Here is a 13,909-nt window from a genome sequence, read left to right as displayed (position 1 = left end):
CCGGACCTTCTCACGCCGGACCCGGGCTGCCGCGTTCATCCCACCACCAGCCGGATACCTCATACCTCAGGCCTACCGAACCCATCGACCCAGATCACGCAGACACGCCGACGGACATCAGCCTTTCAACCTCTGTAGTTGTCGCGATGAGCGGGCGCTTCACCTCTGACGCCATAGCCTGGATTGAACGGCACAACTCCCGTGGAGAGCGTCCAATCATTGAGGTTTGGAATGACGCCCGCTTAGGGTTCTTGCTGAACGAGCGCCCTCATCTCATTCGATCTTATGAACTGCGCTAGCATTTAGTTCTTCCCGCCGCAGACTTCCGCCAGGCCCTTTCAATCAAAACGACACTGACCTTGACGCACGCCTTACTCGGGAATGGCGGTGACGCTCGCGCTTGGGGTTGGGGAATCAGGAGTCGCGGTGGATGGCGCGACGGTTGGCGACGAGATTCTCAGTCATGGCGATCACGTTAAGCGATGGATGCGACAGGGTGCCGGCACGCGCCGCCCGTCAGGCCGATTGATCGTCTTGTGTGGCGAAATAGCCTTCTAGCATTTCGGTGCTCCACCTAGCTTGTTGCACCGAGCCTCGTGGCCCGAACTCTGAGAACCAGGGCTTGATGTCGAGGACTGGAGTGCCGTCCACCGCGTCCAGGTCCTCGACGTGCAGTTCAAGCCCGTCGACCTTGACCAGGCGGCACCGACTTACGCCCAGCCAGTTGATCCGACGCATGTTGCGATGGCCAAAGATGCCGACTTCCGGCCACTCCGGGTTGTCTCTGGGGCGACGTGCACCGAGGTTCAGGTCAGTGGGATCGGTGAGATGGAAGCGAAACACGACCTCAAGATGAGAGAACTCCTCAAGTCCTTTGGTGGCCTCTGGCGTGAAGCGTTCTTCATCGACTCGAATGACAGCTCTGGTTCCGCCCCAGTAGTCGTCTGTTGGCTCGGTTCTTCCCCCTACGACGCGAGCAATGGACTCCACGGTGAATTCTTCGGCTGCCATTCGGCCCTCCCGGTCTGTATGTGACTTCTTCTAGGCAGAAGTAGAGAGGTAGCTCTTGGCGCGAGCATCGATCTCCTGGGCCCCTCGGATCTTGCGGTTTTGGTAGGGGGAGAGGATGGCGCGCATCTCGGCGGCTACCTGACGCGTACGGCCCGAGCGAACGCCGTCCATCGCGTCGAGGGCGCGGGACCACGTTGCGCAGGCTTCCTCAATCTCACCCTGCCGGGCCTGCACTGCCCCGAGGTAACCAAGCGTGACGGCGTGGGTTCGGGTGAAGGCTGCCGCTTTGCGTGTCCTGACACTGCGGCGGAAATGACTTGTCGCCCCCGCTAGGTCGCCGGTGTCACGTAACGCGCATGCCGTCTCGTGCGCGAGGCTGGCCTCAGCGAAGAAGAAGACTCGTCCGGGCTCGTCGTCTCCTTGGGTGGCGGCGGCAAGGTCGTCCTCTGCTCGGAGCAGCGCGCGGGCCGAATGTTGGGTCTCGTCATTTACTGCTAGAGCGCGAGCATGGACCACTCCTATGAGAGCGCGTTCCCGTGGAGCTGCCGTCTCGTAGCGGTCGCCGCGCACCGAGGCATCGGCGAGATCGAGAGCGTGTTTGTGGTGCCCAAGGTCGATCGCCTGGTGTGCCATCGCCCGGAGGACGTGGCCCGCCATCGCCGGGTTGTCGGCTTCGGCAGCTAACTTCACTGCGATGTTGAAATAGTGCTGCGCGACGTTGTGTTCGCCATTGTCAAACGCCATCCATCCCGCAAGGTAAGAAAGCTCGCTGGCCGCGGTGAACATGTCGCGTCTCAGCTTTTCGTCTGCGTAGCGCCCGCGTAGGTAAGCCGCCACGTCGGAGCTGAGATATTGGGCTACTGCTGATCGGGCGTGCCCGCCGCCTCGGCGCTGGTCCACGCGCGAGAACAGCGACGCCATGTCGTGTACCGCGTCAACGTCGCCCCTGCCTACGGTCCTGCCAGCGGGCGTGCCGCGCGCTTGGCCCAGCTTGGCCATGCGCGTCCACCAGGGATCGGCTGGCAGGGCAAGCGCAGCAAGCGAGTAGGCGGCAGTGCCCAGAACACGCCTGCGCTCAGCGTCCACGTCGACTCTCCCGAGTTCGGTCAGCGCGGCCAGCGTATCGACTCGCCACCCAAGCATGTCGGCTGAGGACAGCAGTGGAGCTGGCAGGCCGATGTCCTCCAAGGTCAGCACGCGTCCGAGCTTGCGTGACAGCGCTTCGCAGAGCAGCACGGGTGCTCGTCCGGAAGGCTTCGAGCCCGCGATCCAGTGCGAGACGTGGGAGCGGCCGACCCCGGTCAACTCGTCCACGTTGCTCTCTTGAGCGACGCGGACCAGTGCTCTTGCCACCTCGGCGTGGGACATCCCAGCTTCCGCGATCACGGCTGCGAGCTTGGTGTTGCCGGGTCCCGCTTGCGGCACTGTGTACCCCCGCATAGAAGTCGATCTTTCACCACGTTCACCGCTTCGACGTTCGTTACAGAGTACCTAAAGGCGGTGGTTTGCGATTCGCTGTAGGTGCGCAAGACGACGACGAATCGGCAAATACATCAGCCCCGCGTCGCGTCGGTCTTGTGTGGCTGAAATCTGGGCGGAATCCCCATTGCTACGAGCGATGTGCGCCGTGGTGGTGGGTGACGGGCAGGGTGCGTCGTATGGGCGAGAGGTTGTTGCTCCTGCGGCGTGCCCTGCCCCCTCGGGAGGCGAAATCGCGTGACTACTTACTTTGGCGGCGGGCAGATCGACAGGGCGCAACTGGTATTGGATCGGCACACGGTTTTGAGCGCAAATGGTTGTTGCGCCGGCTGCGGAAAGTCGGGGTCCTGCCCGCAACGCGAAGACGCGGTCCGCGTATTCCGCCGCTCACTGCGTCTACCCAGGCGGAACCTGGGAGCGACCCGCCCTGAACTGATCAACGCGCGTCGCATCGGCGGCCCTGCACTCTTCGGGGCATCGTCTCGTGCCGTCGTTGGGAACGTCGTGAACACCCCACCCTGCGGAAGTAGTGACGTCGCACATGGATGACGACGACGCGGATCTGATCCGACCAAGGCATCGCCCGCACCGGTCACTCCACTTCCCTGGTGGCCGCCCGTGTGCGTGCCCCTCGTGCCGCGCAGCGCGCAAGCGAGGGCGGAAGCAAGCGGCGTTTGGTGCTGCGTCGCCGGCTACTGGCTATTTCCCGTTTCCCGACGGTGGCGTGCCACCGTCTCCGGCCTCGCCCTACAGGCCGACGCACATCGATTGGACCCGCGCGGCCGAGGCGGTGACCCGAGGCCACCCTGGCCGCGCGCAAGGAATCGCACCCGTCGGAAGGAGCAGGCCCTCTCGCACGTCCGCTCACGGCACGGAACCCGTCAGCTCTCATCTCGAAGGAGACACGGCACCATGACCGACACGATCACTGGTAACCCGACCATCGAGGCTTACACCGGCCCGATTGACCTGTCCCGTCCGCACTTCGTGGGCGTCGGAGGGTCGGCCATGTCTGGACTGGCCCGGCTGCTGGCCGAACTGGGCCACCAGGTCAGTGGCAGCGACCTGAACGACTCCGCCACACTCGCAGCCCTGGGCGTCGCGGGCGTGCGGGTCAACGTGGGGCACGATGCCACTTACGTGCAGGGCGCGAGCTGCGTCGTCTACACCACGGTTGCCCAGAACGCGCCGGAGATCGAGGCGGCCCGCGCCGCCGGTATCCCGGTGGTCCACCGGGCGCAGGTTCTCGACGCGCTCAGCGCCAACCGGCGGCTCGTCTCGGTGTCCGGCTCGCACGGTAAGTCCACCACGACCGGCATCCTGGCCCACATCCTGCGCACTCTCGGCGAGGACCCGACCTACCTGATCGGGGCCGATGTGACCGGGCCTCTGTCTGGCGCCCGTCTCGGCGGGTCCCGGCTGCTGGTCGCTGAGGCGGACGAGTCGGACCGTTCGTTTCACTTCCTCACCCCGTCGATGGCCATCATCACCAATGTCACGGACGATCACCCGGAGAACTTCGTCAACCACGCCGCGGTGATGCGTGCCTACGTCGAGTTCGGCTGCCGGATCGCTCATCACGGGTTCCTGATCGTGAACGCCGACTGCGTGGGCGCGAACGTGGCCGCCGAGGTCATCGCCGATGAGCGACCTGACCTGACGGTGCTGCGCTACGGCCGGCGCCGCACGGCCGATATCTGCCTGCTCGACGTGCACGCCGAGGGGTGGAGCGTGTCGGCGACCGTCCGGATGCCGAACGGGACGACGATGCGGCTGACTCTGCCGACCCCGGCGGCGCACCACCTGGAGAACGCGGTTGGGGCCGTGGCGTGCGCGGTGGCCCTGGGCCTGGACCCCGCCGACGCGGCGGGCGCGGCGTGCACCTTCGCGGGGGTACGCCGTCGCTTCGAGCACATCGACACCCGGGCCGGAGTAACGGTGGTCGAATCCTACGCCGATCACCCGAAGGAGATCGCAGCCGACCTGGAAGCCGCGCGCACGTTGGCTCGCGGCCGGGTCATCGTGGTGTTCCAGCCGTCCGGGCACGCCCGGGTGCTGGCTTTCGGTAGCCGGATCGGCCGGCTCCTGGCGGACAAGGCCGATCACGTTCTGGTGCTCGATGTGCACGGCACTGTGCCTCAGCGGCGGCCGGCGGCCGACGCAACAATGATCGTGACGCAGTTGCGCGACGGTCAATACTGCCTGCCGCTTGGCACGGATCACGTGGCCCGGCTCGTCGGCCGGATGGCCGGTCGCGGTGACGTGGTCCTGACGATGGGCACCGGTGACGTGACCGGCTACGGTGCCGCGATCCTAGACGCCCTGACCCAGCGTTCCGAGGTCGCGTTGTCCGCGTGACCCTTACGCCTGGGCGGTGACAGCGCCGGGTTCCTCGATCAGCTTGTCCGCGAGCGCGAGGAGCCCGGCGCTGTTCGATGCCTTGACCAACACGACATCGCCCGGTCGTAGGCCGTCGCTGAGCATGTTCCACGCCTCGGCCACGTCCGCCGCCCGATCAACCGCTGTGGCGCTGCCGGCGGCCCCGGCGGCGTACTGGTCGGCGTTCGTCCCGCCGATCGCCACCAGCCATTCGGCCCCGATCTCCGCTACCTGCTGGCCAATCTCGCGGTGCACCTCTGTGGCGTGTTCGCCCAACTCGGCCATCTCGCCCAACACCGCGACCGCGCGTTGGTTGTCCTGGCTCATCGTGTGAAGGGCACGTAGTGCGGCGCGCATGGCGTCGGGCGCGGCGTTATAAGCATCGTTGATGATCGTCACCCCGTCCGCGCGGGTGGTGACCTGCATCCGGCCCGGGGACACGGCCTCGGCTTGCGACACGGCCGCGGCTACTGCCTCGATCGGGTGGCCCAGCCCGAGAGCAACGGTCGCGGCGGCGAGCGCGTTGGACGCCTGGTGCAGCCCGTACAGACGCAACCGCACTTCGGCAGTCTGACCGTCGTGCACGAGCCGGAAGCCGGCGCGGCCCAGCTCGTCCAATCTCACGTGCTCGGCCCGCACGTCCGCCGGGTTCTCGATCCCGTAGGTCAGCACGCGGGCGCGGGTGCGGCTCGCCATTGCGGCCACCAACGCATCATCGGCGTTGAGCACCGCCAGCCCGCCGTCGTGCGCGGCGGGCAGCGCTTCCACGATTTCGCCTTTGGCCTGAGCAATGTTCTCCACCGACCCGAACTCGCCAAGGTGCGCGTGCCCGACGCGGGTGACGATGCTGACGGTGGGCGGGGCGATGCGGGTCAGGTAGGCCACGTGCCCGATGCCGCGTGCACCCATTTCCAACACGAGATAGCGGGTGCTGGCGGTGGCGCGGGTGACCGTGTAGGGCAACCCAAGCTCGTTGTTGTTCGATGCACGGTTGGCGACGGTCGCGCCGAAAGTCGGAAGTACCTGGGCCAGGATGTCTTTCGTCGATGTCTTGCCTACCGAGCCAGTCACACCGATGACTGTGGCCTGAGGCAGTCGGTCGACCACCGCGCGGGCGAGGCGTCCATAGGCGGCAGGCACGTCCTCGACGACCACCGCAGGCACCCCGACCGGACGTGACGCCAGCACCGCTACAGCGCCCGCCTCGATCGCCGGAGCGGAATACTCGTGCCCGTCGACGCGCTCACCTGGCAGCGCCACGAACATCCCGCCGGGCTCTACCTGCCGGCTGTCGAATACCACCGGGGCTGTGACGATCACCGCGTCGGGAGCATCGTGGACAGCTCCGCCGATCGCGGCAGTGATCTCTTCCAGGGTCATCGGGAGCACGGGATGAACCTACCGTGCAGCGTTGATGCCGCGCCCGATCCATCGGGCGGTGTTGCTGAAATCGACCTGCTCTGACCTGGGTGCGCCCGGCAGGATTCGAACCTGCGGCCTTGGGATTAGAAGTCCCCTGCTCTATCCGCTGAGCTACGGGCGCGCGGCGTGGAAGTCGCGCCAGAAGGGTACCGCCGACCCGCCGCGTGTCGGGTCGATGGGTGCCGCCTCCGCGTTGCCGTGCAGAGTCTCACGAGGCGGCTCCGGTCGGCATCCGGGTTCCCGCGAGGAGGCCGGTCGTCTCCCCGTACCCTCGGCTGGTGTTGCTGGACCCCGACGCCGAGAGCAGCGTCGCCTACGAGCTGTGCCAGGTCGTTGGTCGGGCGATTCTGCCCTACCGGGCGGCCGATGCCTACGGCACCGCCTTCTTCTTTCAGGGTGGCGACGACCTGGTGGGGGAGGCGCTGCTGACGGCGGCCGACCTCGTCGGCGCGGCGGGCGGTGAGCTGGGCCTGCGGGCGAGCGTCACCGAGCCGGCGGGCGTCGCGCCGGACGCCGTCGCCCAGGGCGAGATCGTGCCCGGTTGGTCCAGCTTTCCGGGTGACGGGGTCGCGGTACTGCCGACCGCCGGCCTGCACCGCTACGCCGGCGACGGCAGCTGGCGGTGGCGCGTGCAGCCGGTACCGGCGGGGATCGCCGCCGGGCCCGGGGCCGTCGCCGACCTCGGCGCCGACGCCAGTTCCGCTTTCGTGCTGGCCCATGGGGTACGAGAGGACGGCTCCCGCCCCCTGGAGGTGGCGATCGAGCGCGTGGTCCGAGATGGGGACGACGTGCGGATCACCACGAAACTACCACCGGGGTACGTGGGTGCGCCCGTCTTCGTCGTGCAGGCCGACCCGGCCGGCGACGTGTCGCTGTACTGCCTCGGCCTGGTGCTGCCCGGCGTCGGCGGGCACCCGGTGGCGACCTTCGACCGGATCGACGCGGTCCTTTCGGCCTCGCGCGGCGACACCTGAACCCGCTTCGCCCTGACCGTCCTCGCCCCCGGAGCGTCCCGCTCGTCCCGGTCAGTCGCCGACCGCTGTTGCCTCGGCGGTGTCGGTCGACGGGCGGCGGCTCTGCGGCAGCGTGGGCGCATCGGTGTCGGCCTCGTCGTCGGCCGGGGCGGTGGGGCCGGCGGCCAGGAACGCCTCGGCCCAGCGGCCGACCTCGTCGAAGACCTTCGCCCGTACGGCCGGTCCGGAGAGCGTGAGGTCATGCAACCCGCCGTCGAAGCGGGCCAGGGTGACGTGCTGGCCGAGGCGGGGCGCGTACTTCACCATGTGCCCGACGTCCAGCACCGCGTCGGCCAGGGTGGCGTTGTCGTGCCACTTCTTGCCCCGGAAGGAACGGGTCGAGCAGGCCAGCAGCACCGGCACCGGGATGTCCAGGCCGGCGCGCAGCCGACGCTGGCCGGTGCGGATCGCGTTCAGCCAGCCGGCCCGCACCGGGAACCCGGCCAGCGGCTTCCAGGCCAGGTCATAGGTCCACTCGCCGCGGTGGTCGGCGTGCAGGCTCTCGCCGTACACCGTGCCCAGGCCCAACGGCAGGACGCGGTGCGGCGCCCTGCGGCCCAGTCGGGCGACGGCGGCCGCGAGGGGGCGACGGACCGCCCAGGGAGCGTTGAGGTCGAAGAAGGGGCTGTTGAGGACCAGGCCGTCGACGAGGCCGGCGTCGCGGCGGGAGTCCGCCCAGAGCGAGATGATCAGGCCGCCGGTGGAGTGGCCCATCACCAGTAGGGTGTCGTGCTCGTCCTCGCTGCGGATGATGTCGGCGGCGGCGTCCAGCTCGGGGAAGTAGTCGCTGATGTCGCGGCAGAAGTTCGGCGTCTGGTGCGCGAGCAGACTACGACCGTACTTGCGCAGGTCGAGCGCGTAGAAGTCCCAACCACGCTCGGCGAAGAAGTCGGCCAGGTGGGTCTGGAAGAAGTAGTCGACGAACCCGTGCACGTAGAGCACCGCCCGCCCGGTGGGGCGCTCGGCCCGCCGCCGGACCAGGGTCGCGACGACGGGACCTTCGTCGTCGGTGCCCAGGTCAATCGTTCGCCGCTCGTAGGGCAACCCCAACACGTCCGGTTCCACAACCCCGACGCTACGCCGCCCTGCCTACCCAGCGGTAGCCCCGCCCCGCCCGCCGCCCGCCGCCCGCCGCCCGCCGCCCCCCGCCCGCCGCCCTCGCCCCCGCCCTCGCGCCCGCCGCCTCCGTCGCGTCGATCATGGAGTTGTGGTGCCCCGCGAAAGGGATTCAGCGGGTATAACGACCACCACAACTCCATGATCGACCGGTGATGAGGGGGCGCGGGGGTGCGGGGTGCGGGGGGGCGCGGGGGTCAGACCGTTTCTGCGTCGGCGCGGGCCGGGTCCTCGTCGATCGGGTCGATGTCGCCCTGGGGCTGCGGGATGTCGCGCAGGTGCTTGTTGTTCCTCGGCTCCTGGCGGGTCTTGGCGTCGTTGAGCTTGCGACGCAGGTCGTCGCGGACGTCGTTGAGGGCGGCGTGCAGGTCCTCCTCGGTGGAGGTGGTGACGATCTTCTGCCGGCCAGCGATCCAGCACTCCAGCGTGACCTTCTGACCCCGCGCCTCCCGGTCCTTCACCGACACCTCCAGCTCGGTGGCGTCGGCGTGGAAACCGGCCAGCCGGGCGTCGAGGGTGGCGAACTGCTCGGCGATCCAGTTGCGGTCGCCCTGCGAGAACCCCGCGCCGACCCGCAGGCACTCGCCCACGGTCGCCGGGTTCGCCACGGCGCTCATCGCCGCACCTCGGAAACGGTCGCGGAGCCGAAAGTAGTGATCGTCATGGTGCTGACCTCTCGTCGACGTGGAGCTTGTCGGTGGTGCGTTGATCAAATCCATACCCAGTTCGGTCGGCTCCGGAACCGCCCTTGGCCATTCGGGTGGGTCGGCCGTACCACAACAGGGGCTTGATCAGGGCGTTGTCCACAGGTGGCCCGTTGTCCACAGGTCCGGGTGGCGGCGCTGGCGGTGGCCGTCGACATCGCACAGGCTCGATGCCGAGTCGACTCGCGCTGGCACACCCCCGATCCCCTGGAGGGACGATGTTCGACACGTACGTCACGATCGTCGGCAATATTCTGACGGCGCCCGAGTGGCGCCGGACCAAGGAGAGCAACACGCTGGTGGCCAATTTCAAGGTCGCCTCCACCGCACGTCGCCTCGACCGCGACAGCGGCCGTTGGGTCGACGGGAATTCGCTGCGCGTCCGCGTCAACTGCTGGCGCAAGCTCGCCGAGGGCGTCGCCGCGTCGGTGATGGTCGGCGACCCGGTGGTGGTCTGCGGTCGGCTCTACACCCGCGACTGGATCGACGAGGCCGGCACCCACCGCACCCTCTACGAGCTGGAGGCGGTCGCCGTCGGCCACGACCTGTCCCGGGGTCGCGCCCGCTTCCTGCGGAACCGGCCGACCATGACCACCAGCACCGTCGAGGACGCCGCCACCGAGAGCCGCGTGCACGGCGAGCCCACCGAGCCGGTACCCGCCGAGGAGGCGCCGGCGCTGCCCGACGACGGCCCGCTCGACGACGACTTCGAGCTGCCCGAGTACGCCTCACCGCGTACCAGCCCGCTGGGCCACGGTCCGCTCGACGTCGCCCTGGACGATGACGGCCTCACACTCGCGGCGACGGCGGACGACGCCGACCCGGAGGACGACCCCGACGACGAGTTGGGGCCGGTGCCCGACGAGGGCCAGCCGGATGCCCCGTCGTCCGGTCGGGGCCGGCGGGGCCGAGGCCGGGTGCCGCAGCCGGCATGAGTGTCCGGTCCCGGGGCGGCAGCGCGGCCGTCTGAGGTCCCAACGGCGTCTGCGCCGGGGCACGACGGGGGCGGGGTGGCGGCGCGGCTCGCGTCGTCACCCCGCGTGAGCAGAGCGGATGGAGGAGAGTTCGGTGGAGTACGGCAGGCGCGGCTGGCCCATGCGGTGCTCGTCTAGGCTGGCCGGCCGGGGGTGGTGAGCGTGCGACGGACAGCACCGGTGGCGAACGCGGTGGGCCTGGTGGCCGGTTACGCCCTGGACCGGTTGCTCGGCGACCCCCGCCGGTGGCACCCGGTCGCCGGGTTCGGCCAGGTGGCCGGCGCTCTGGAGCGTCGCCTGCACCGCCCGGACCGGACCGCCGGGGCGGTGTTCACTGCGTTGGCGGTCGGCGGGCCCGTGGCGCTCGGGGTCGCCGCCGCGCTGGCCACCCGGCACCGGCCGGTGAGCCGCGCGGTCCTCGTCGCCGCCGGCACCTGGACCGTGCTGGGCGGCCGTACCCTGCGGCGCGAGGCCGCGATCATGGGTCGGACGTTGCGCGACGGCGACCTGCCCGCCGCACGGGAACGCCTCGGCAACCTCTGCGGCCGGGACCCGTCGACCCTGGACGAGTCCGAGTTGGCCCGCGCCACCGTCGAGTCGGTCGCGGAGAACACCTCCGACGCGGTGGTCGCCCCGCTGCTCTGGGGTGCGGTCGCCGGCCTGCCCGGACTGCTGGGTTACCGCGCCGCGAACACCCTGGACGCGATGGTCGGGCACCGGTCGGAGCGCTACGCGCGGTTCGGCACCCCGTCCGCCCGGCTCGACGACCTGCTCAACCTCGTGCCGTCCCGGCTGACCGGGCTCCTCACCATCGCCGTCGCTCCGGTGGCGCACGGCGACCGGGAGCGCGCCTGGCGGGTGTGGCGGCGGGACCGCAATGACCACCCGAGCCCCAACGCCGGCCAGTGCGAGGCGGCGATGGCCGGCGCGCTCGGCGTCCGCCTCGGTGGCCGCAACATGTACTTCGGGCGCTCCGAGGTCCGCCCGTTCCTGGGCGACGGCCCCCGTCCCGAGGCGCGACACCTCAAGCGGGCCGCGCGTATCTCCGGCGCTGTCGGCCTGGCAGCCGTCGGGCTGGCCGCCGCCTACCCGCTGACCGTCGGTCGCCTCACCGGCGCAGTCGCGCGGTGGGGCGTGCGAGCGGTGACCGGGCGGGGTGCCGGCCCGGTGCCGGCCCGGGAGGCGGTTCAGCGCGGCCCGTGGACAGGCCGCTCGCTGCCCGTCGGGGGGGAACCTGGCCGATGGGCAGGCAGCCCAAGGCCCGTCGGGGCGGGGCGTGGCCGGGTCGGCGGCGTCACGGGGTGGGGGAGCGGGCGGTGAGCGGCGGGCTGCTGGTCGCCGGCACCACCTCGGACGCCGGCAAGAGCGTGCTCACCGCCGGCATCTGCCGCTGGCTGCACCGGCGGGGCGTGAAGGTGGCGCCGTTCAAGGCGCAGAACATGTCGAACAACTCGGCCGTCGTGGTCGGGCCGGACGGGCGGGGTGGGGAGATCGGCCGCGCCCAGGCCATGCAGGCGGCGGCGTGCGGGCTCGCACCGGACCTGCGCTTCAACCCGGTGCTGCTCAAGCCGGGCAGTGACCTCGCCAGTCAGGTGGTGCTCCTCGGCGAAGCGGTCGACACGATCACCGCCGGCACCTTCCGGCAGTTGCGACCCCGGCTCGCCGAGACCGCGTACGCGGCGTTGGCTGAGCTGCGCTCCTCGTACGACGTGGTGATCTGCGAGGGCGCGGGCAGCCCAGCGGAGATCAACCTGCGGGCCGGGGACTACGTCAACATGGGGCTCGCCCGGCACGCCAGCCTGCCCGCCATCGTGGTCGGCGACATCGACCGGGGCGGTGTCTTCGCGTCGATGTTCGGCACGGTGGCCCTGCTCGACCCGGCCGACCAGGCTCTCGTCGCCGGCTTCGTGATCAACAAGTTCCGGGGGGACCTCGGCCTGCTCCAGCCGGGGCTGGACATGCTGCGTCACGTGACCGGCCGTCCCACGTACGGGGTGCTGCCGTGGTCGCTCGACCTGTGGCTGGACGCGGAGGACTCCCTCGCCTACGGCCGGGTACTCGGCCGTCCCGCCGCCCCACACGGCACCGAATGGCTGGACGTGGCCGTCGTGCGGCTGCCCCGCATCAGCAACGCCACCGACGTGGAGGCGCTCGCCACCGAGCCGGGTGTCCGCGTACGCCTCACCGTCGAGCCGGCCGAACTGGCCTCCGCCGATGTGATCGTCCTACCCGGCTCGAAGTCGACAGTCGCGGACCTGGCCTGGCTGCGCGAGACCGGTCTTGCCGACGCGGTCGCCGCCCACGCGGCAGCCGGTAAGCCGCTGCTCGGCCTCTGCGGCGGGTTCCAGATGCTCGGCCGAGCCATCCACGACCCGGTCGAGAGTCGGCAGGGCAGCGTACCCGGGCTCGGTCTGCTGCCCTTTGAGATCACCTTCGATCCCCGCAAGACCGTCCGGCAGTCGGTGGGCGCCGGCCCCGGCGACGTGACGGTCCGCGGCTACGAGATCCACCACGGGTACGTCTCGCAGTCCGACCCGGACCTGACCCCGCTGCTGACCGGGGCCGACGGAGCGGGCGAGGGAGCGGTGCACGGCGCGGTGCACGGCACGCACTGGCACGGCGCGTTCGAGTCCGACGGTTTCCGCCGCTGGTTCCTCACCGAGGCGGCGCGGCTGGCCGGACGTACCGGTTTCCGGGTCGCGCCGGCCACCAGCTTCGCCGCCGCCCGGGAACGCTCGCTCGACCTGCTCGGCGACCTCGTCGAGGAGCACCTCGACACCGACGCACTCTGGCGTCTCATCGAAACCGGCGCACCCGAGGCTCTCCCCTTCATCCCGCCCGGCGCCCCGCCCACCTGAGCGCCACCCTGCAAGACGGACCGACCGCCTCCAGCGTCAACACCGCCACCGCCACCGCCACCGCCGCGACGGACCGACCGCCTCCGGCGTCGATCATGGAGTCGTGGTGCCTGATACGTCGCTGATGGTCCCCTACGTCCGCCACCACAACTTCATGATCGGCGGGGTGGGATAGCGGGCGGGTCAGAGGCGGATGTCGGCGGGGCGGTCGGTGGTGGGCAGGCCGGCGGCCAGCCACGCGTCGACGCCGCCGATCATGTCGGTGGCCCGGCGCAGCCCGAGGGTCTGGAGGCTCGCGGCGGCCAGGCTGGAGCTGTAGCCCTGGCGGCACGCCACGATGATCTCCCGGTCGTACGCGGTGGCCTCCGGGATGCGCCAGGCGCTGGCCGGGTCGAGCCGCCACTCCAACACCGTGCGGTCGATGACGACCGCCCCGGGAAGGTCACCCTGTTCGCGGCGCTGTGTGTCGGTACGGGTGTCGACAAGCAGAGCGCCACCGCGGACCGCCTCGACGGTCTGCTGTGGAGTCAGTCGGTGCAGCCCGGCGCGGGCCTGTTCGAGCAGGGCGTCGATGCCGGGGCTCATCACGTCTCGGAGCACCACCCGATCATGCCGACTCGGCTACCGGCTCGCGCGCCGAACGGACCGCCCGTCACCCCTCGCCACCCCAATTCCCCCGGACGTGAGAATGGCCGCCCCAACAGGCCCGGCCAGACGTGTCACCCGGCCGGGACCGGCGTGATCGACTCGGTTTCCGTGAGGTCGGGGTGTTGTGGCGGCGGGAGAGAGCGATATCCGTGAAACCGAGTCGATCACGGCCAGACCGGGCCAGGCCAGACCCGGGCCAGGCCAGACCCGGGCCAGGCCAGACCCGGGCCAGGCCAGACCCGGGCCAGGCCAGACCCGGGCCAGCCGGGCCAGCCGGGCCAGGCCGGACCGCGCCGGGCCAGACC

General features: G+C 70.2%; 10 protein-coding genes, 1 tRNA gene and 1 pseudogene. 5 read left to right on the top strand and 7 right to left on the bottom strand.

What is annotated here, in order from left to right:
- Positions 1-516: 516 nt before the first annotated feature.
- Both ACLQ25_RS29420 and ACLQ25_RS29415 read right to left on the bottom strand, forming a co-directional pair.
- Positions 517-1,011, bottom strand: a complete 495-nt coding sequence (locus ACLQ25_RS29420) for an SAM-dependent methyltransferase (RefSeq protein ID WP_425733998.1) — start codon at positions 1,009-1,011, stop codon at positions 517-519.
- A 30-nt stretch (positions 1,012-1,041) separates the two neighbouring features.
- Positions 1,042-2,325: a Tat pathway signal protein gene (locus tag ACLQ25_RS29415; RefSeq protein WP_425733997.1), complete on the bottom strand. Its 1,284-nt coding sequence runs from the start codon at positions 2,323-2,325 to the stop codon at positions 1,042-1,044.
- A 1,077-nt stretch (positions 2,326-3,402) separates the two neighbouring features.
- On the opposite strand from ACLQ25_RS29415, the gene murC reads away from it, so the two are divergent.
- A complete protein-coding gene (murC, locus tag ACLQ25_RS29410; protein WP_425733996.1) occupies positions 3,403-4,848 on the top strand; it encodes a UDP-N-acetylmuramate--L-alanine ligase in 1,446 nt (481 codons plus the stop codon).
- 3 nt (positions 4,849-4,851) lie between these two features.
- Here the strand turns inward: murC and ACLQ25_RS29405 are convergent, their stop codons facing one another.
- Both ACLQ25_RS29405 and ACLQ25_RS29400 read right to left on the bottom strand, forming a co-directional pair.
- Complete coding sequence (locus ACLQ25_RS29405; RefSeq protein WP_425733995.1) at positions 4,852-6,249, bottom strand: UDP-N-acetylmuramoyl-tripeptide--D-alanyl-D-alanine ligase; 1,398 nt, start codon at positions 6,247-6,249, stop codon at positions 4,852-4,854.
- A gap of 90 nt (positions 6,250-6,339) precedes the next feature.
- A tRNA-Arg gene (locus ACLQ25_RS29400) sits at positions 6,340-6,412 on the bottom strand.
- 157 nt (positions 6,413-6,569) lie between these two features.
- Between ACLQ25_RS29400 and ACLQ25_RS29395 the strand changes: the two genes are divergently transcribed.
- Positions 6,570-7,265, top strand: a complete 696-nt coding sequence (locus ACLQ25_RS29395) for a hypothetical protein (RefSeq protein ID WP_425733994.1) — start codon at positions 6,570-6,572, stop codon at positions 7,263-7,265.
- A 51-nt stretch (positions 7,266-7,316) separates the two neighbouring features.
- Here the strand turns inward: ACLQ25_RS29395 and ACLQ25_RS29390 are convergent, their stop codons facing one another.
- Both ACLQ25_RS29390 and ACLQ25_RS29385 read right to left on the bottom strand, forming a co-directional pair.
- Positions 7,317-8,369 (bottom strand): alpha/beta hydrolase, encoded by a 1,053-nt coding sequence (locus ACLQ25_RS29390; RefSeq protein ID WP_425733993.1) that lies wholly within the window; start codon positions 8,367-8,369, stop codon positions 7,317-7,319.
- 248 nt (positions 8,370-8,617) lie between these two features.
- Positions 8,618-9,037 carry an HPF/RaiA family ribosome-associated protein gene (locus tag ACLQ25_RS29385; RefSeq protein ID WP_425733992.1) on the bottom strand — a complete coding sequence of 140 codons (420 nt, stop codon included), beginning with the start codon at positions 9,035-9,037 and terminating at the stop codon, positions 8,618-8,620.
- A gap of 305 nt (positions 9,038-9,342) precedes the next feature.
- Here ACLQ25_RS29385 and ACLQ25_RS29380 point away from each other — a divergent pair, with 305 nt between their 5' ends.
- From ACLQ25_RS29380 to ACLQ25_RS29370, 3 genes and pseudogenes are all read left to right on the top strand, one after another.
- Positions 9,343-10,059 (top strand): single-stranded DNA-binding protein, encoded by a 717-nt coding sequence (locus ACLQ25_RS29380; protein WP_425733991.1) that lies wholly within the window; start codon positions 9,343-9,345, stop codon positions 10,057-10,059.
- Positions 10,060-10,278: 219 nt separating this feature from the next.
- Positions 10,279-11,253 (top strand): annotated as a pseudogene (locus ACLQ25_RS29375) (cobalamin biosynthesis protein); the annotation flags it as partial.
- A 161-nt stretch (positions 11,254-11,414) separates the two neighbouring features.
- Positions 11,415-12,956 carry a cobyric acid synthase gene (locus ACLQ25_RS29370; protein WP_425733990.1) on the top strand — a complete coding sequence of 514 codons (1,542 nt, stop codon included), beginning with the start codon at positions 11,415-11,417 and terminating at the stop codon, positions 12,954-12,956.
- 183 nt (positions 12,957-13,139) lie between these two features.
- Here ACLQ25_RS29370 and ACLQ25_RS29365 read toward each other — a convergent pair whose 3' ends face one another.
- Positions 13,140-13,541 carry a rhodanese-like domain-containing protein gene (locus ACLQ25_RS29365; RefSeq protein WP_425734002.1) on the bottom strand — a complete coding sequence of 134 codons (402 nt, stop codon included), beginning with the start codon at positions 13,539-13,541 and terminating at the stop codon, positions 13,140-13,142.
- Positions 13,542-13,909: the final 368 nt, after the last annotated feature.

The organism is Micromonospora sp. DT44, assembly GCF_049841635.1.
Taxonomy (GTDB): Bacteria; Actinomycetota; Actinomycetes; order Mycobacteriales; family Micromonosporaceae; genus Micromonospora.
Note: the sequence above shows the minus strand (reverse complement) of the source record. Positions and strands in the feature narration are given on the sequence as shown.

What these genes read in the sequence shown, in the direction of transcription:
- ACLQ25_RS29420 (WP_425733998.1), bottom strand. Translation starts at nt 1,011, where the DNA reads ATGGCAGCCGAAGAATTCACCGTGGAGTCCATTGCTCGCGTCGTAGGG.
- murC (WP_425733996.1), top strand. Translation starts at nt 3,403, where the DNA reads ATGACCGACACGATCACTGGTAACCCGACCATCGAGGCTTACACCGGC.
- ACLQ25_RS29405 (WP_425733995.1), bottom strand. Translation starts at nt 6,249, where the DNA reads ATGACCCTGGAAGAGATCACTGCCGCGATCGGCGGAGCTGTCCACGAT.
- ACLQ25_RS29385 (WP_425733992.1), bottom strand. Translation starts at nt 9,037, where the DNA reads ATGAGCGCCGTGGCGAACCCGGCGACCGTGGGCGAGTGCCTGCGGGTC.
- ACLQ25_RS29380 (WP_425733991.1), top strand. Translation starts at nt 9,343, where the DNA reads ATGTTCGACACGTACGTCACGATCGTCGGCAATATTCTGACGGCGCCC.
- ACLQ25_RS29365 (WP_425734002.1), bottom strand. Translation starts at nt 13,541, where the DNA reads ATGAGCCCCGGCATCGACGCCCTGCTCGAACAGGCCCGCGCCGGGCTG.